The sequence below is a fragment of the Domibacillus sp. 8LH genome, from assembly GCF_038806185.1.
Classification (GTDB): Bacteria; Bacillota; Bacilli; order Bacillales; family Domibacillaceae; genus Domibacillus; species Domibacillus indicus_A.
The window spans coordinates 13,409-31,347 of sequence record NZ_JAVJNG010000020.1; the positions used below are offsets into that span (position 1 = coordinate 13,409).

At 44.8% G+C, this 17,939-nt stretch carries 19 protein-coding genes and 1 other annotated feature; of the genes, 5 read left to right on the forward strand and 14 right to left on the reverse strand.

Annotated features, from left to right (window positions below; genetic code table 11):
• Positions 1–9: 9 nt before the first annotated feature.
• From RG959_RS18075 to RG959_RS18110, 8 genes are all read right to left on the reverse strand, one after another.
• On the reverse strand, positions 10–723 hold the full coding sequence (locus RG959_RS18075; RefSeq protein ID WP_342798320.1) for an SMI1/KNR4 family protein: 714 nt from the start codon (positions 721–723) through the stop codon (positions 10–12).
• A gap of 29 nt (positions 724–752) precedes the next feature.
• Entirely contained in the window at positions 753–1,274 is a 522-nt protein-coding gene (locus tag RG959_RS18080) for a YfiT family bacillithiol transferase (RefSeq protein ID WP_342798321.1), read from the reverse strand.
• 56 nt (positions 1,275–1,330) lie between these two features.
• Complete coding sequence (locus tag RG959_RS18085; RefSeq protein ID WP_342798322.1) at positions 1,331–1,927, reverse strand: dienelactone hydrolase family protein; 597 nt, start codon at positions 1,925–1,927, stop codon at positions 1,331–1,333.
• Positions 1,917–2,237: an antibiotic biosynthesis monooxygenase family protein gene (locus RG959_RS18090; RefSeq protein WP_342798323.1), complete on the reverse strand. Its 321-nt coding sequence runs from the start codon at positions 2,235–2,237 to the stop codon at positions 1,917–1,919. The genes RG959_RS18085 and RG959_RS18090 overlap by 11 nt, the downstream gene beginning before the upstream one ends.
• A gap of 98 nt (positions 2,238–2,335) precedes the next feature.
• Positions 2,336–2,812 carry a methyl-accepting chemotaxis protein gene (locus RG959_RS18095; RefSeq protein WP_342798325.1) on the reverse strand — a complete coding sequence of 159 codons (477 nt, stop codon included), beginning with the start codon at positions 2,810–2,812 and terminating at the stop codon, positions 2,336–2,338.
• A gap of 180 nt (positions 2,813–2,992) precedes the next feature.
• Positions 2,993–3,160, reverse strand: a complete 168-nt coding sequence (locus RG959_RS18100; RefSeq protein WP_342798326.1) for a hypothetical protein — start codon at positions 3,158–3,160, stop codon at positions 2,993–2,995.
• A gap of 176 nt (positions 3,161–3,336) precedes the next feature.
• On the reverse strand, positions 3,337–3,528 hold the full coding sequence (locus RG959_RS18105) for a hypothetical protein (RefSeq protein WP_242231693.1): 192 nt from the start codon (positions 3,526–3,528) through the stop codon (positions 3,337–3,339).
• Positions 3,529–3,801: 273 nt separating this feature from the next.
• Positions 3,802–4,164 (reverse strand): hypothetical protein, encoded by a 363-nt coding sequence (locus tag RG959_RS18110; protein ID WP_251269873.1) that lies wholly within the window; start codon positions 4,162–4,164, stop codon positions 3,802–3,804.
• 159 nt (positions 4,165–4,323) lie between these two features.
• Here RG959_RS18110 and RG959_RS18115 point away from each other — a divergent pair, with 159 nt between their 5' ends.
• Both RG959_RS18115 and RG959_RS18120 read left to right on the forward strand, forming a co-directional pair.
• Entirely contained in the window at positions 4,324–4,698 is a 375-nt protein-coding gene (locus tag RG959_RS18115; protein ID WP_342798327.1) for a YkvA family protein, read from the forward strand.
• Positions 4,699–4,789: 91 nt separating this feature from the next.
• Positions 4,790–5,011: a binding site (T-box leader), on the forward strand.
• 54 nt (positions 5,012–5,065) lie between these two features.
• A complete protein-coding gene (locus tag RG959_RS18120) occupies positions 5,066–6,754 on the forward strand; it encodes a 2-isopropylmalate synthase (RefSeq protein WP_342798328.1) in 1,689 nt (562 codons plus the stop codon).
• Positions 6,755–6,813: 59 nt separating this feature from the next.
• On the opposite strand, the gene RG959_RS18125 is transcribed toward RG959_RS18120, so the two are convergent.
• From RG959_RS18125 to RG959_RS18145, 5 genes are all read right to left on the reverse strand, one after another.
• The gene (locus tag RG959_RS18125; RefSeq protein ID WP_342798329.1) at positions 6,814–7,905 is read right to left on the reverse strand and encodes an ABC transporter ATP-binding protein; all 1,092 of its coding nucleotides are present in this window, start codon (positions 7,903–7,905) and stop codon (positions 6,814–6,816) included.
• Positions 7,875–9,599, reverse strand: a complete 1,725-nt coding sequence (locus tag RG959_RS18130) for an ABC transporter permease (RefSeq protein WP_342798330.1) — start codon at positions 9,597–9,599, stop codon at positions 7,875–7,877. The genes RG959_RS18125 and RG959_RS18130 overlap by 31 nt, the downstream gene beginning before the upstream one ends.
• An 11-nt stretch (positions 9,600–9,610) precedes the next feature.
• Positions 9,611–10,639, reverse strand: a complete 1,029-nt coding sequence (locus tag RG959_RS18135) for an ABC transporter substrate-binding protein (protein WP_342798331.1) — start codon at positions 10,637–10,639, stop codon at positions 9,611–9,613.
• A 233-nt stretch (positions 10,640–10,872) separates the two neighbouring features.
• Positions 10,873–12,621 carry a methyl-accepting chemotaxis protein gene (locus RG959_RS18140; RefSeq protein WP_342798332.1) on the reverse strand — a complete coding sequence of 583 codons (1,749 nt, stop codon included), beginning with the start codon at positions 12,619–12,621 and terminating at the stop codon, positions 10,873–10,875.
• 121 nt (positions 12,622–12,742) lie between these two features.
• Positions 12,743–13,198 (reverse strand): GNAT family N-acetyltransferase, encoded by a 456-nt coding sequence (locus tag RG959_RS18145; RefSeq protein ID WP_342798333.1) that lies wholly within the window; start codon positions 13,196–13,198, stop codon positions 12,743–12,745.
• 303 nt (positions 13,199–13,501) lie between these two features.
• Here RG959_RS18145 and RG959_RS18150 point away from each other — a divergent pair, with 303 nt between their 5' ends.
• The gene (locus tag RG959_RS18150; protein WP_342798334.1) at positions 13,502–14,065 is read left to right on the forward strand and encodes a PAS domain-containing protein; all 564 of its coding nucleotides are present in this window, start codon (positions 13,502–13,504) and stop codon (positions 14,063–14,065) included.
• Positions 13,990–14,217, forward strand: a complete 228-nt coding sequence (locus tag RG959_RS25210; protein WP_369335190.1) for an STAS domain-containing protein — start codon at positions 13,990–13,992, stop codon at positions 14,215–14,217. Before RG959_RS18150 ends, RG959_RS25210 begins: the two co-directional genes overlap by 76 nt.
• Before the next feature lie 131 nt (positions 14,218–14,348).
• Here the strand turns inward: RG959_RS25210 and RG959_RS18160 are convergent, their stop codons facing one another.
• Positions 14,349–15,338 carry an S-layer homology domain-containing protein gene (locus tag RG959_RS18160; protein WP_342798336.1) on the reverse strand — a complete coding sequence of 330 codons (990 nt, stop codon included), beginning with the start codon at positions 15,336–15,338 and terminating at the stop codon, positions 14,349–14,351.
• Between the two features lie 550 nt (positions 15,339–15,888).
• Between RG959_RS18160 and RG959_RS18165 the strand changes: the two genes are divergently transcribed.
• Positions 15,889–17,934 (forward strand): bifunctional diguanylate cyclase/phosphodiesterase, encoded by a 2,046-nt coding sequence (locus RG959_RS18165; protein ID WP_342798337.1) that lies wholly within the window; start codon positions 15,889–15,891, stop codon positions 17,932–17,934.
• Positions 17,935–17,939: the final 5 nt, after the last annotated feature.

Genomic DNA, 17,939 nt, shown 5'->3' on the forward strand with positions numbered 1-17,939 from the left:
AGCAGCGGATCAATCCGCTGCTTTTTCTGTACGCATAATATAAAATGACAATGCTTTATCGCCTTCATATCCTTCTCCGTTATCGATTACACCAAGCTCTTTCACAAAATAATATAAAATGATGATATATTCCTTTAAGCTAGATGCAAGTACAACCCGTTCATCATATTCATGATCCACCTCGACGACCTGCCCGTACTGGCCCTTTGTATCTGGATCAAGGTCGATGGCAATAAAGTTGCCTCCCCCATCATGCTGAAAAGGAATTTTGTTGGACAGCATTTCATTATTTTTCACATAACCAGCCGGGATGGATTGAACCGGATACCGTCCTTTTATATTGCGGCCCGCAAAGTTGACTTCACGGACAATTTCATCCCAGTTCATCAGCGGGTTTCCGCCGATATGCGCATATGCTGCGCCTTCTCGTTCAATATCTTCTATCCAATGATCCGCGTCGTTGCCGTTACAAAGCGTATAAAGCATGACGAAGTCTTCAATCGGTTCTGCCTCATAATGGTTAAAAACCGAGAAAATCTGTTTTCTTTCATTTCCTGGCAAAAGCGGTGTGCAAAGCCTGCCAAATGTCCCGCTTAAAAAAGCATGGTATTCTTTCCAGAGTTCTATAAAGGGCATTGATTTGTATGTATGGATAAATTCTTTTAAGCCTGGCACGGAATGGTACACACCATATTGGCCATGATGATTCTTCGCTTCAAGCATTGCAGTCCCTCCATTGCTTTGTTTAAAGTTTATACCCACCCTTTTTTCTCACATAATGAAGTAATATGCGCCAGGTGATGACGGCCATGCCAGGCATAAATGCCAATGTTTTCGCCGATCGTTACATGGCCCGAATCAGGGTGTATGAATGTTTTATTTACATCGTTTTTCGTGAGGCTTGATAGAAGTGCTGCCCATCGTTCATGCAGCGCTTCAAGTAAAGAAAGAGACACTTCAACGGGCAGGCGGCTGTCCGTAAGATTCGCCCACGCTGCTTCATCATACGGCTTGATAACAGGTGTGGCTTCAGTCAGGGCCAGTTTAAAGCGGATAAACGCATTCATATGGCTGTCTGCGAGATGATGCACAACCTGCCGCACTGTCCAGCCGCCGTCCCGGTAAGGTGTATCAAGTTGCTCATCTGTCAAATGTTCTACCGTTTGGCGCAGCAGCAAAGGAAAGGTTTTAATGTCCTCTCTCCAGCCACTAATTACGTTTTCCGTTAATTCATCAGGCCAGGCAAAGGAGCCAATTGGAAATCTCTCATTCATTGCTTTTCCTCCCCATTTAGTATCATTTCAGCAAGAACCTGCTGCTCTATAAGCATTTAAACCGGAGCAGCCGCCATCCTTTTACTGATAAACGTCAATGTATCACCCCATGCTTTTTCTGCCGATGCTTGATCATAGTTTGATGAAAAAGGATCACTGAATCCATGACCTGCTTCATACTGGATCGTATGGATCAGCGGGTGATTGAGCGCTTTGATTACCTCACTCACTTGAAAAGACGGCTCCTCACTCGGAAAAAACAGCAGGACCGGACAGGCAGCCGATATGTGCAGATAGTTTCGAATACGAGAACCATAAAACCCGATAATCCCCGTCAGGCCTGCTTCCTCGCTGCAAAGCCACGCGACAGTTGCTCCTGCACTAAATCCTATTAAAAAAACTTGTTTATATTTCTGTTTGCACGCAGCAATTAGTGCTTTCACCTGCTCTGCTGCCTTGTGAAAACCAACATGTTTCATAAAAAAAGTATAAGCTTCATTTTCCTGCTCATAGGTGAAGGGTGCGGCTCTCGCAAGTAAATTAGGGCATTGTATATCCAGCCCTTTTACCGACAGTTTTCTGCAGATGCCTTCAATATGCTGATTGATTCCGTATATTTCATGCAGAACAATGGCGACCGCGTTACGGTCCATAAACCGGCTTTCCCTTCTCCAAATTAACCTGTTCAAAGTGCTCAACATCAGGAAACGGTTCGTAAAAGTGGTGGAGCAGCTCTTTCCATTTCTGATACTCAGACGATTGGCTGAATCCGTCCGTATGATCTTCAAGCTGTTCCCACTGAACTAAAAGTAAGTATTTCCCCTTCACTTCCAGGCAGCGCTGCAATTCATGTCCTTTATATCCTTTCATCGAGGCGATAAGCGGCGACGCCTCGCGAAATGCTTCTTCGTACTTCTTTTCCATTCCTAGCCTTACCTGCAGCATAACCGCTTCTGTTATCATTCTGATCGCTCCCTTTCCCTTCCATTGCTAAAACCTTACTAAAAAAAGAAAAAAATAGCAAAAAGCCCGGCAGAAGCCGGACTTAAAAGAATGTATTTTTATTTCGTTAAAATTGATTCCATGAATCCATTCATTTCTTCACTTAACGCATTTAAATCCTCAATAAGCGCACTAAACTGGGTGACAAGCTCCGCCTGTTCGGCAGAAGATGCTTTGATCCGGCTTACTTTATCAGCCAGTGTACCAATGTTATCCGTAATCGCATGCAAAGAAGAAGTTACATTGTTTGTGACAGCGGTTGTTTGAAGAGCCAGCTTACGTACTTCGTTGGCTACAACGGAAAAACCTGCTCCGGCTTCTCCTGCCCGCGCGGCTTCAATGGACGCATTCAGCCCTAAAATATTGGTTTGCTGCTGAATTTTATGAATCTCACTCGCTTCCTGAACCGTTTGTTTCGTCCGGTCTAAGGATGCCTGTGACTGAGCAGAAATTTCTTCACTCGATGCGGCCAATTCCTGCAATTGGGCGGCAACCGTTTGAATACTGTTTTGCAGCCCTTCCGTAATGGAATGCATCCGGCTAATAAATGATTCCAGCCTTTCCTGTTTTTCAAGCGGCGCCGCTGTGGCAAGCGCACCGATGATCTACCCGTTTTCATCCCGAATAGGAAACGCTTTCGCCTGCAGGGCCACTCCATAAATATGCTTTGGTATAACCACCGAGCTGCTTTTGCCTCTTAAAGCCCCGCGGAGATTTTAGTCCTCAGCGGGAATGGGATCTCCCTTTTTCAATCCAAAATCTACTTTCGGCGTTGGCAGGTAAGCCAGAAACTTTTCTTTATCTGTAATTCCTACCATTGTATCGTCTCCAACAATATGCTGTAATTCCTTTACAGCTTCCACCCATCCATTTAACCGGCTCATCTAAATCCCATTCTTTATAAAAAGCTTATTCTCCTGTATATATCGTCTTTACTCCTAAAATATATAAAGGCGTTTTGTAATGAACAGGCATTTATGATTCTGAATAAATCCATCAAAAAGGACCTCCAAACGCTGCTTGGAGGTCCTTTTTTCCCTTATTCGCTATTTAAATTCAGTTAAAATAAACTACTGAACAAAATATATTGATCTCTTAATTTTTCTTCATCGGATTTGTCGGCTGCGTCTCTCGTTACATCGCGTTCACGGGCTAAGATATAGACTCCGTCGTCTTCTGCGGCTAGTTTTGTTAAAACATGCATTGACTGAATATCTGCTGTACCAGGATCAAATTCGTGTAACGAAGCCATTTTTCATTTCCTCCTCTTAATTCAGTTTGATCTATCAGGCAACCTACTGAAAAAATGAAAGAAGCTCGACATTATCCTGACATTTCCTTTTCGTACCGGCCCCGCCTGCGCCAAATACACTGACAGCCACTCACGCTATCCCGCCTAAGAACACACATGTCGTGTGTTCTTCTTTTTTACCCAGGCAAATCTATTTTCAAACCTTTTTCTATTATTTTTTTATAAGATTATATATGTATTGGACAGAACCTGCTGCCCAGGCTCAGCTCGTTCTTATCCGGTCCTTCCCATCCTTACATCCAGCGCCGTCTTTACGACTTCATAATGATGCCCCTGCAGGCTCTCTAAACACTGCAGCAGGTGAAAAGGCCCCGATCCATTCCATAAATGAAGCGCAAGCCGGCCAAGCTGGACCGCGCCGGCGCTGAGGTCGTAGACCGAATCATCCTCTTCCCATTGAATGATCCAGTCAACCGGCGTTTCATGCGTATCTAATTCAGATACTATATGTTCAAATACCATCGGCACGGCCAGCAAATAGCAGGCAGCCGCATATTCTAAATCGTACTGGGCAAATTCCCATTGAATTTGTGTTAATTTAAAATTGACGGCGTGGTGATCATCCACAAAATACATGTACACCGCTCCTTTTTTCTTTACTTTTTGCGCAGCAGAACATCTTTTCAATATACCCACGCTTTCTTGTATTCATTCCCATCTAAAGGGGAGTGTTTCCAAAAAAAGCCCCCAAGCCTATTTGTCGTGTTATGATGTAAAAAAAGAAGGAGACGTACGATGAACCGTTTAAAGAAGTGGGCACGGCAGTTAAAGCGCCAGTTGTTTATGCTGTATTTCGCATGCCGCGATCCGCGGGTGCCCTGGTATGCAAAACTCTTCACTGCCTGCGTTGTCGCGTATGCATTCAGCCCGATCGATTTAATCCCGGATTTTATTCCCGTTTTAGGTTATATTGATGATATTCTTCTTGTTCCGCTCGGTATTTTTTTCGCATTAAAAATGATCCCAAAGCCGGTGGCAGCAGACTGCGAGGAACGAGCACAAAAGCTGATGAAGGACGGAAAGCCAAAAAACTGGACAGCAAGTGTTTTAGTGCTGCTTATCTGGGCAGCTGTTTTAACCTGGGTGGGACTATGGATTTGGCGACGGTAAAAAGTCCGTCTTCAGACAATTTTCTCACAATTTCTTCAATTCTCATTGACAAATCTGCTAATCGATAATACGATTGTAAAAAATGAAACGATAAAACGCTTTGATTGGGAGCATTAAGGAATCGTGATTGTCAAGAGAGCTGCCGCTTTGGTGAAAGGCAGTCAATCGCATCCCCAACTCGCCCATGAGCGGCAAAGCTGAAACGGCAGTAAGCTTTGACGGACGCCCCGTAATCAGCCTACAAGCGGGTTTATGCATCTGCATAAACCAATAAGAGTGGTACCACGGAAGGTTAACGCCTGTCGTCTCTTTATTAGAGATGACGGGCGTTTTTTATTGAGCCCGATACAGGAAAGGATGACACAAAATGAAAAATGTAAACAAATACACGCGCAATTACTTTATGCCGCCGACAACAAGCTTAAAATGGACACAAAAAGAGTACATCACCGAAGCTCCAACATGGTGCAGTGTTGATTTGCGTGATGGAAACCAGGCGCTGATCATCCCGATGAACCTGCAGGAAAAACTAGAATATTTCCAAGTGCTTGTGGATGTTGGTTTTAAAGAAATCGAGGTTGGTTTCCCGGCCGCATCCGAAACCGAATATACATTTCTTCGCACATTAATTGAACAAGATTTAATTCCGGATGATGTGACGATTCAAGTGTTAACGCAGGCACGTGAGCATATTATTCAAAAAACATTTGAATCGCTTCGCGGTGCAAAAAGCGCGGTCGTTCACTTGTACAACTCTACTTCCCTTGCACAGCGTGAGCAGGTGTTTAAGCGTTCTAAAGAAGAAATTAAAGAAATTGCAGTCAGCGGTGCAAAGCTGTTGAAAAAATATGCAGCTGAAGTAGAAGGCAACTTTAAGTTCCAGTACTCGCCGGAAAGCTTTACAGGTACGGAAATTGAGTACGCGCTTGATGTGTGCAACAGCGTCCTTGACGTGTGGCAGCCAACCGCTGACAACAAAGTGATTATCAACCTTCCAGCTACTGTTTCTATGTCTATGCCGCACGTGTACGCGAGCCAGATTGAATTCATGAGCGAAAACATGAAGTACCGTGAAAATGTGATTTTATCTCTTCATCCACACAATGACCGCGGCACAGGCGTTGCAGATGCAGAGCTTGGCGTACTCGCAGGCGCGGACCGCGTAGAGGGCACGCTGTTTGGAAACGGTGAACGAACTGGAAATGTAGATATCGTAACGTTGGCGCTTAATATGTATACACATGGTGTAGATCCGAAATTAAATTTGGATAACCTGCCGGCGATCCAGGAAGTGTATGAACGTGTTACCCGCATGACGGTTCCAGACCGCCAGCCGTATGCAGGCAAGCTTGTTTTCACCGCTTTCTCAGGTTCACACCAGGATGCGATTGCGAAAGGCATGAAATGGCGTGAACAGGAAGAACGCGAGCATTGGACCGTTCCGTATTTGCCAGTTGATCCAGAAGATATCGGCCGCGAGTATGAAGGCGAAGTTATCCGCATTAACAGCCAGTCAGGCAAAGGCGGTATCGGCTATCTTCTTGAACAGGCATACGGCTTTGAACTTCCGCCAAAAATGCGTGAAACACTTGGCTATAAAGTGAAAAACGTGTCTGACCGCAGCCAAAAAGAATTGATGACAAACGAAATTCACGACATCTTTATGGAGGAATTTGTGAATGTAAGCGAGCCGGCTAAGCTGATCGATTATACATTTGAAGGAAAAGATACCGTGAATATTACAATTGAAGTAAACATGAATGGCCAGTCAAATGAATGGCACGGCAGCGGAAATGGCCGCCTGGACGCTGTGAACAATGCGATCCAAAAAGAGCTTGGCATTTCCTATAAAGATTTAACGTACAAAGAGCATGCCCAGGAAATCGGTTCACAGGCCAATGCCGTTTCTTACGTGAGCATTACGTCCGACAATGGTGCTGTTTATTGGGGCTGCGGCATCGACCCGGATATCATGAACTCATCTATTAAAGCCCTGTTCAGTGCTGTAAACAACTTGTTGAAAGTAGAACAAGAACGCTTTGCAGCAACAAAATAATAGTAAAAACCCGTTCCAGGCTCGGGAACGGGTTTTTACGCTTCAAAAAAGCAGCTCCTTTAAAGGGAAGCTGCTTTTTGCGATGGTTCTGCTTTCACGCTTAAACTGACCGTGTCGCCTATTCCATACTTTGGTTGAAAAACAGACTGGTGGACAGTCCAGTTTTCATTTTCTACTTCAACCGTATAGTGTATTTCCTTGCCTTGATATTGAACCGTCAGAACCGTTCCTTTTAAACCTTCTTCCTTTTCTCCGGCCAGCTTCCATTGTTCAGGGCGAACCGGGCATAATCCCTCTTTTTTTAAAGACTCCGTTACTCCGATGTCCGGCCACCTTTCCCAAGGAAATTCATTTGGAATGAAAAAATCCTGCTCCCATTTTCCTTTCACCATATTACACTTGCCAACAAAGGAAGCGACAAACGCGGTTTCCGGTCTTGTGTACACAGCTTCCGGTGATCCGATCTGTTCAATTTTGCCGTGATTCATCACCACAATTTTATCGGCCATTGCCAATGCTTCCCCCTGATCATGGGTCACATATACAACGGACGCATGGGTTTCACGGTGAATACGCTGAATTTCATTACGCATTTCCACGCGCAGTTCGATATCCAGTGCGCTGAGCGGCTCGTCCATCAGCAGTACATCTGGCAGCGGTGCGATTGCCCGTGCCAATGCTACCCGCTGTTTTTGACCGCCGGACAGCTCAGCCGGGTAGCGGTCGAATAGCTGCTCAAGCCCCACTAGTTTTAATACCTGCTGCGCTCGCGCCCCTATATCCTGCTTCCATTCATCACGTGTATGATGATGATGGCGGAGCGGAAAAGCCACATGTTCATACACCGTCATATGCGGCCAAAGCGCAAAAGACTGAAAAACCATACCGATGTTTCTTTTCTCAGGCGGAACAAGCCGTTTTTTCGAAGCAGCCAGAAAGCCGTCTATATGGATATCTCCTGAAGAAGGCTTCATAAAACCAGCCAAAAGCTTTAAGAATGTTGTTTTCCCGCAGCCGGATGGTCCAAGAATGGCGGTAAATTCCCCTTTTCGTATGCTCAAATCCATTTCATGCAAGGCGGTAAAGGAGCCATACTGTTTTGTTACATTGTTGACTTCAATCATCGCTTTTTCATCACCTTTCGCTCCCACTGCCTGCTCAAAGCAGTAAAAAGCAGGCCGCCCGTTAAAATGGCCAGCACAAGCACGCTTGCAAAAGCAGTGGAATACGTTGTATAGCCTGCTTGTTCATAATTAAAAATCACAACACCAATCGTTTCCGATCCAGTTGACCAAAGCAGGCTTGAGACGGTTAATTCCGTCAGCACCATTAAAAAAACAAGGAGTGCGCCGCCGGCAAGTCCCGGAAATAGAAGCGGCAGCAAAATCCGCCGCCATTTAACCCAGCCATGCGCACCAGATACTTTCGCCGCTTCTTCCATAGAGGGATCCACCTGCAAAAGTGCCGTATAGCTGCCTCTAACCTGCAAAACAAAAAAACGGGTAACGTACGCAATAAGCAAAATCCAAACGGATCCGTAAAGGCCCGGATTCCAGCCTGGGATTGGCTGCATCCATGCAAAGATCATGCAAAGTGCCAGCACCGTGCCTGGCAATGCATAGGGAACTGTCACAAACAGCTCCATCCATTTTGCAAGAAAGCCATCTCCCCGGTAACGCAGATAAGCCAAAGCAGTGCCCGCTACAAGACAGATGCCCATCGTGAAGACTGCCAGCCATACACTGTTCCACAAGGCAGAGCCAGTTTTGGTATCTTCTAAAAACACATAATAATAGTTTTCGAGCGACAAATTTTCAGGGCGGAAGGGGAGCCCATATGCTTTAATAAGTGAAAGTGCCCCCATGGCAAGAAACGGCACCAGGCTTGTCACCCCTAAAAACAGCCATATGCCCGCTTCAAGAAGCTGCTGCGGGCGCGAAGCCAAATAAATGCGCGGATTTGTATCACGCACTACGGTTTCGGTGACCCGGCTTTTTTTCAGCAGCAGCCATTGTAGAAAGGTTCCGGCAAGTGCAATGGCGCCAAGCAAAACAGATAAAACGGCAGCGCGTGCAAATGATGATGGACCAAATCCAGCGATCTGCTCATAAATATAAGTGCTGAGCACACGAATATTAGCGGGGATCCCTAAAAAAGCAGGAATGCCAAAGTTATCTAGATTGGTTAAAAATGCAAGGAGGCCGCCGCCGGCAATACCCGGCAGGGCAAGTGGCAGCACAACTTTCAGCAGAACGTGCTTTCTGCCAGCTCCAGATGTTCTCGCTGCGTCTTCCAGCTCCCGTGGAATTTTGCGGAATACATTTACTGTAAACAAGTACACAAGTGGGTAATGAGACATTCCCAGCAGGAAGATGATGCCGCCCATGCTGTATAAATTGGGCGCCCAGCCGAACAGTGAAAACACAGGGCCGCTTTTTCCTAAAAATTGAATCCAAGCAAGCGTCGTAATATACGATGGAATAATAAACGGCAGAAAAATAAATAACTGCATCCATCGTTTTCCACGCAAATGAACATAGGCCATAACCCAGGCCATTGATACACCCAGTACAAGCGACAGTATAGTGGAGCCTGCTGTCGTATATAGGGTGTTTCTAACAGCTGTCCATGTAGCTGCTTCCTTCCATATACTTTCATAATGAGCCGAGGACCACGCACCATTATCAAGCACACTAAGAAGGAGAAGACGAAATACGGGAACAACGAACACAAACACAACAAGCAGTAATCCAAGTACCATGAGCCATTTTTTCGTTCCAAAAAAAGAAGAGAAAGAAGGGGCTTCCCTTCTTCTTTCCGGTGCGACTGATTGAGGTGAAATCATTCTGCTTACCTTTACTGCTGGCCAAACATGCCGCCGAACAGCTCCTTGTCTTCTTCACGTGCTTTTAAAAGCTCTGACGTATCTGATGTAAGCACATTGAGTTCCTCTACAGTCCGCAGCCCTTCCGGTGCCTCGATCCCTTCCCGGATTGGCGTATAGCCAATTTCTGCTGCAAGCTTCTGCCCTTCTTCAGATAAAACAAAGTCTACGAAGGCTTTGGCGGTTTCTTCGTTATCGGTGTTTTTCATAATGCCGACCGGCTCGGTGATAACCGGCACGCCTTCTTCTGGATAAACAAGTTCAACCGGCGACCCCTCCTGCTTTGCACGTGCCGCTACAAAATCAACAACCATACCATATGTTTTATCACCAGATGCAACGGCTTCAAGTACGCCGCCGTTTCCTTTCGTAATGCTCATTTCATTGTTTTTCAAGCTCTTATAGAAGTCCCAGCCTAATTCTTCCTGCCGTGTGATCACACCTAAATTGTAGGCGGCAGCGCCGGAATAAAACGGGCTTGGCATAATACTTTTTCCTTTTGCTTCCTTCCCGGCCAGTACGCTCCAGCTCGTTGGCATTTCGGCCGCTTCGTTTGTGTTTACGACAAGTCCGGTGGCCATAACTTTTGTTCCGGTATAAGTGCCATCCGGGTCTTTAAAATCATCGGGGATGTGTTCCGCTTCTGAAGACTCATAATTCATCAGCATATCTGCTTCTTTTAAGCTTTCAAATGTGACCGCATCGGCAACAAGCAGTACGTCCGCCTGTACACTCCCTGCCTGCTTTTCTGCCTGCAGCTTGGAAATGACTTCTTCTGTTCCTGAGCGGAATGTTTCCACTTTCGCTTCCGGATACTTTTCCTGAAATGCCGTGACAAGTGCCTGTGCATCTTCATCAGGCTGTGATGTATAAAAGCTGAGTGTGCCTGATACACCCGCTTCTTTTTCACCACCCGCTGCTTCCCCTGATTGCAGCGCCTCCTGTGAACATCCTGCTGAAAGTACGGCTAGTGCCAAAGCTGGCAAAACATAATGACGCATGAAAATTCCTCCGCTTCTTTTTACTCCATTTTCTTGTCATTTATTGTAACGGTTCATTGTGAACGAAGAATAAAACAAAAATAAAAGTTATGTTGAGTTCTTGTAAACGAATGGAAAATCGAAAAAAGCTGTATATCAACGGTTTGGAGCCGATTGTAAAGGCACTGTAAAAAAATGTTCATCTTTTTTAAAATAAAAAGCAGCCTTTTGAAAAGGCTGCTCGCTGTTTATAACTATAAAGTAAATTTTCGGTTTAATTCATCCAGCTCTCCCGACATAACCTGCAATTTATCCACCTGGCTTTGTGTTACTTCCGCCAGATGATTCATTTGTTCGGCGGATGCTGTTACTTCCTCAATACCCGCTGCATTCTGCTCGGAAATAGCGGCTACTTCCGTCAGGGCATTAGACATCTCGCTTTGGCGTGTGAGCACTTCTTGAAGACGGCTTTGCATTTTTTTGATAGCATCATCCATAGAATGAATTTCCCCTGTAATATCCTTAAATGCTGCTCCGGTTTGATTCAATCCATTTTTACTTTCTTCCACCTGCTGAAGTCCCTGCTCCAGGAAAGAAGCCACCTCATTCGTCGTTTCATTTACACTTTGAACGATACGCTGAATTCCTTGAACGGATGTAGATACTTGATCAGAAAGCTTTCGCACCTCTTCCGCTACTACGGCAAAGCCTTTTCCTGCATCGCCGGCGCGCGCCGCTTCGATTGCTGCATTCAGCGCCAGCAGGTTTGTTTGATCCGCGACTCCGCTTATAAAAGAAACGAGTGCCTGCACTTCATTTGTTTTTGCTTCGAGCTCTGTTACTTTTTGAACAGATTGGCGTACTGTCACATGCGTTTTGTCCATTTGGTCAATGGCTGATGTCATCAGCTTCTCGCCTTCTCTCGTCCTCTGCATAACTTCATTAGATGAGCCCGAGATCGCGCTGCCCTGTTCTGCAGTTTCTAAAACAAGAGAAGAAAAGCGGTTCATGCCTTCTGAGATGCCGGCTGCTGCTTCGGCCTGCTGCTCTGTGGCAGTTGCCATTTCCTCCATTGTCACCGCAATTTGGCTGCTCGATTCTTTCATATGGTGAGACATCTTATATAATGAATCGCTTTGGCCCCTCACTTCTACAGAGTGAAGCTGAATGTCTTGAAGCATGCCTTCAAGCGTCCCAATCATGGTTTGAATCGACCCGCTCAGAACACCAATCTCATCATTAGAAGCAGCCTGGAACGCCTGTGTTTCCTTTTTTGCTTCATGAATGTTTCCATTTGAAACAAGCGCTGCTGCCCGATTTAGTCTTGCAAGTGGGTTCAGTCGTTTCGTCAGGAAAAAGAACAGGATGCCCAGCAGTAAAGCGAGTGCTCCTAAAAGCCCTGCTATAAGCAGCGGAATAGAATTCTTCATTACATTTTGAATGATGGTTTTTACAATATTGGCTTCTAGATCTACACCAAGCACCCCGACTACATTGCCACTGGCATCTTTAACAGGAGCAAAAGCAGACATGTAGTCCCCGTAGTCTGGATCACTCACAATCTCTGTGGCAGCTGTTTCTCCTTCAAATACAGCCGCTACGTCCTTATAGCTCGTTGTGGTCGTCGGTTCTCCGATCGCCACGGCATCTTCCGCTTTTTCCATGCCATCTACCATGATACCAAGTGAGTCCTGCCCGTCTGCCTGCAATGTATATACGTACATAGCACCAATTTTTTCCCGATAGTCATTGAGCTGAATACGCAGCTTTTCATACGTTTGATCTTTTTTTGGATTTTCTAAAAAATCACTGTACACTTCGGGATCAATGCTTTCCGCAATCCGCTCGGCATGCAGAACAGCCGTTTCGCGGACAGTTTGTTCAATCGCTTTCTTCGTATTTATGTACATAAACGATCCGATCAAAAGAAACAAACCGATCAACAGAGCTGTAACTAGTCCGATGACGGTCCGTTTCAAGGACCCTGCTTTTTTCCTTTTCATTGTATTCCTCCTCACTTCGCCCTTTATTTGCTATATCCTTTATTACATCGGTTTTTATGAAACTTTTTAAAGAAGCAGGCAATTGTTCTTCCAAAAAATATACGTTTTGGCTGTGACCCTTTTATGTAAGTGTCATGGCCATTCGAATCATATCGCGGCACTGAATGCCGTTTTCCCAAATTTCTTCTTTGTAATGTCGGAGAAAAAAATCGCGGTCAATGCTGATCATGCGAAAGCCGCACTTCTGATAAAAAGCAATCTGAGAAATGCTTGAATTACCAGTACCAACTTCCATTGTTTGATAACCCCCGGCTTTAGCCTGTTCGATCGCGTGTTCCATAAGCTGCCTGCCAATGCCGGTTCCTTGGCAGGTTTCCTCTACAGCAATATTGACAAGCTCTATTGTTTCAGGATTAACAGGCAGTAGGATATACGCACCAATGATTCTGCTTTCTTCTTCAAGTAAAAAGCACCGTCCCCGTTTTACGTATTTCTCTACGATAGACCGGGAGGGATCAGCCAGCAGTAGCAGCTTATATGGCGGTGCTTCCAATGGTTGAAGCAAGCGAATGTTCATCGAATCGTCTCCTTGTAAACGCTATCTTTCTTTCAGAATCGCTTGATCAGAAAAGAGAAGAAAATTCCTATTCCCTCTATATATTATTTTCATAAGCACAATCAGCAATATCATACCATATTCACCTTGTTAACCCTCGAAAAATCCTGCTTTTTTTAAAAGTACATGCTGTTACACCATACTTTTAAACTATCCAAACGTTTAAATAAAGAAAAAAAGGGTATATAGTCATGGATAGACTTTTACATATTCGATTATTAAGCTGCCGGCATATAGGAACTGGGCACGAATAAAGGAGAGCTTATGGAATTTTTAGAAGAACAGCATGCTTCCTCATTATTGGTTCATACATTGGACCTTATTGAAGACGGGGCTGTTATCACAAATGCTGCTAAACCTGACAATCCCATTGTGTTTGTCAACAAAGGATTTGAACGCGTAACAGGGTATTCAAAGAAAGAAGTAGTCGGAAGAAACTGCCGGTTTCTGCAAGGAGAAGAAACCGACAAAAGCAGCATCTCCGAAATGAGAAGAGCGATTAAGCTTATACGCCCATTTGAACGTACACTTTTAAACTACCGTAAAGATGGCACACCGTTTTGGAACCGGATCAATATTAAGCCGGTCCGGCTGGATAACACGCTTTATTTTATCGGCCTCCAGTACGATGTGACGGATAAAATTAACTTGAATGTGGATATTGAAGCGGCAAAAAAAAAGAAATTGAAGATTTATCTATCCCCATTATTTCTCTTGATGATGAAACGATGGTCGTGCCGCTTGTCGGCCAAATGGATGCAAACCGGTCTTTTCTGCTTATCGATAAGCTTCCTGACAAACTGTTCAAAACAGAAACGGAGCATGTGATTGTGGATGTGACCGGGCTCTATCTGGATTCTAGTATGACGGGGGAATGGATACAAAATCTTCGAAACACCGTTCGGCTGCTGGGAGCGGAGCTGATCATCAGCCGAACGGTGTTTCTCCCAAAATGGCCTTTTACTTTAACCGGACCATGAACGATATCGCTGACATGCAGTTTTACTCCAGTCTGCAGGTGGCGCTCGGCAGCATTAAACGAAACCGGCCGGGCAGGATGTGAAGACTACATAGAAAAAAGCACTCCAAATATGGAGTGCTTTTTATTTTCTTATTGAGCGGCTTCGGTCGCTGGTACACCAGCAGGCTGTTCAAATGATTCTTTTACACTTGCGCTCGATGTAGCTGTAACCGGTTCAAAGTTAAACGGCGCTACAATTTCTTTCTCAAAATCACTAACCAGCATTGTGCCTTTTTTGCCCGTTAAATCTTCATGACGGATTGTTAATGTCATACGATCGGCTGACAATGTATAAGACGTGGGGTTAATTTCGTTTTCTGTGCCATCACTATAATCAAGAGAAAAGTAAAGCAGGCTGGCAATTTCTCCTGGTGTATAATCGTCTGGTACTGCTTCCTCAAAAACAACCTGTGTAGAGATAGCCGATGTAACAGTCGCTTTGACTGGAACTGGATAATACAAGTTTTCAAATTCAAACATAACCGCAGCATAAAGCAGGTTCGCAAACTCGCCACGGGTAATGTTTTGATACGTGCCATAAGATGTTGCTGTTTTTCCGTTTGTAATACCTGTGCCGTATAAAGCCTCGATATATGGCTGGAATACACCGCCTACGTCTGTAAACGGAGTTTCTTCCACATAATCTTGAAGTTCAAACGCAGTAACAAGGAACTTCGCCATTGCACCACGGCTCAGCGGCTCGCCTGGCTTGAATTCCGTTTTCGTTACGCCAGAGACAACTCCGTATTCTACAAGGGCATTCACCGAACCTTTAACCCGAGTATTTAAATCTTTAAATCCAGCATCCGGCGCGCTTTCTGTATCAAGTCCAAGCAGATTGGAAAGAATAACGGCAGCATCTCCGCGCGTCAGCGTCTGCTGTGTTCCGAATTTTGTTTCGGATACACCGTTAATGGCTTCGATCATATATAAAAACTCAACCGCTTCCGCATATCGGTCCCCGACATCTGTAAAAGGAAATTCATAATCTGCATGATCTGCTGCGCTTGCAGGTGCTGAGAAGCTTGCAACAGTGACAGTAGCGGCAGTAGCGGCGGTAAAAAATGTGTACTTATTCAAGTATGCTAGTCTCCTATCTAGGTGTGTTGAGCTGATTTTAGCATTTACAGGCAGACACGTAAATAGTTCGCTAGCATTGGAAAAATGAGTATGCTTCCAAGGTCTAATGGCACTTGTTGAAAACAAGGATCAATTTCATTTTTTCGACTGTTTTACAGGGCCTTTGTAACGATCTCTTATTCTATCTTCCTTAGAACATTTCACCTAAACATGAAATCATATTTACTGCAGTTCGCCATTTTAAAAAAAGGCTCCGGTTTCGTATTCTCTATTTCTGGTCAGCAATGACGACATCGGCTGCAGTCGGTTTTATTCCTTCCATCTTTATTCCAGTGTATAAAACGAGGAGGAGAATTCGCTGAGAAAGACCTCGTTTTTTACACATTTTAGCATAAAGTACTTCATTTAATTATCTTTCCTTATTTGTTTTATTTTGTAAAAATAAAATAAAGCTTGTTTTCTTTTTTAATAAATAGGTTTTTCTTCCTAGAAAAGAGGGGAGAATTGACCGATAATAAGGATAGGACTGTGTAGAAACGAGGAATTCTTTATGTTTACGTTATCCGCTCCATCGGGATATATCGAGCTATCCGGAGATCATTCACTTTTACTTGTACTGTTGTCCATTTTCATTGCATGCCTGGCTTCCTATACGGCTCTCTCGCTCAACGAACGAGTACGAAAAAACAGTTTTTTCCACCAGTCGATTTGGCTGTTTTTATCTTCTCTTTCAATGGGATTTGGGATTTGGTCTATGCATTTCATCGGCATGAGTGCTTTTTCCATGCCTATGGAGATGCATTTTGATTATGGTTGGACCTTTCTTTCTATTGTGCCGGCGATTCTTGCTTCTTTTTTAGCGTTTTACTTAGTCAGCCGGCCCAGACATTCTCTTTTTTCGTTTGTTCTTGCCGGCGTGACAATGGGGATCGGCATCGCAACCATGCACTACACAGGCATGGCTGCGATGGCTACAAATGTCATCTACCGATATCACCTTGGCCTGTTTATTTGGTCTATTATCCTGGCCATCTTCGTGTCATTTATCGCGCTATATGTTTTTTCCCGGTTAAAAAAGCTAATGGAAAAATGGACGTTCAAGCTTGTTACGGCTCTTTTAATGGGAGTGGCCGTTTCGAGTATGCATTACACCGGTATGAGTACGGTCACTTTTTTTGCTTTACCTTCCGCTATAACAGGCGGTTATGCTGATCATGCTAATATGAATATGCTCATTATGCCGGTAACCGCCGGAATGTCTTTTCTGCTCGTCCTGCTGCTGTTTTCGAGCATATTAGACCGGTATATTGATTACCGCATCAGTTATTTCGACGGACTTACCCGTCTGCCTAACCGTCGCTTGTTTGAAAAAACACTCAATAAACCAGCTGAACGATGCAGTTTAGCGATCTGGCATTTCGACAATCTTGAACAAATCAACCAAAGCTACGGCTATGCGTTCGACGAGCAGGTTCTTCAGCAGGTTGCACGCACGCTGCGGGAAGCGCATCCGGGCTTTACCGATTTGTACCGGATTGATGAAAATCGCTTTGCTTTTCTTGCTCCGGCAGTTGAACCGGATATTTTAGTTCAGGCGATGAAAACAATCGCATTAAAGTGGAAGGAACCTATAGAGGTCGAGGAAAAATGGATTGAGCTCGCTTCTGTGTGCTCCGTTTCTTCGGTCAGCGGGACAGATACGAATCATCAGCTGTATGCAGAAGCGATGGCTGTATTGGAGTACCCGCTTCTTTCATACAATCATGACGTTGTTTTATATGACCCGGCCGTTCATGCATTTTCTTTTGAACAGGAGATTTTAGGAGGGCTTACACGGGCAATGGAAAAAGACGAGCTTTTCCTCGTCTATCAGCCTAAAATCATGGCAGATACAGACCGGCTTGCCGGATTTGAAGCGCTCATTCGCTGGCGTCATTCTGAACATGGGATGCTGTCGCCAGGCATTTTCATTCCGATTCTCGAACAGCATCACCGCATCAATGAGCTGACAGACTGGGTCATTGACCGGGCGGCCCGGCAAATTGCTGAATGGGAAAAAAGCGGGCTTCCTAATCAAAAAATTGCTGTAAATATTCCAGGCGAGTACGTAACATCGCCCCGTCTAAAGGCGACTTTAAAAAAAGCGCTTGAACGTTACCATGTGAATCCGAAGCAGCTTGAACTTGAGATCACGGAGACAAGCGTGGTGCAATCTGCTGAAAGTGCCATCCGGGCGATCGGCTCGTTCCGTGCTCAAGGATTTTCTGTAGCGCTTGATGACTTTGGAACAGGCGTATCGTCACTGTCTTTTTTGCGTCAGATGCCAATTACAACGCTCAAAATTGATAAATCATTCGTTGATCGGGTGCCGCTTTCAGAAAAAGATTCTGCTATTTTAAATGCCATTATTACACTTGGCCAGTCGCTGAATTTGCATATTGTCATTGAAGGGGTTGAAAAAGCGGAGCAGGTACATTTTTTAACTGAAACCGCCCGTTCCCTTATTGTGCAAGGCTACTATTACGCCAAACCAATGGTACCGGATGAGCTTGCCGAATGGCAGACCCGTTTTTCAACGGCATCCGGCGTAAATTAATCCAT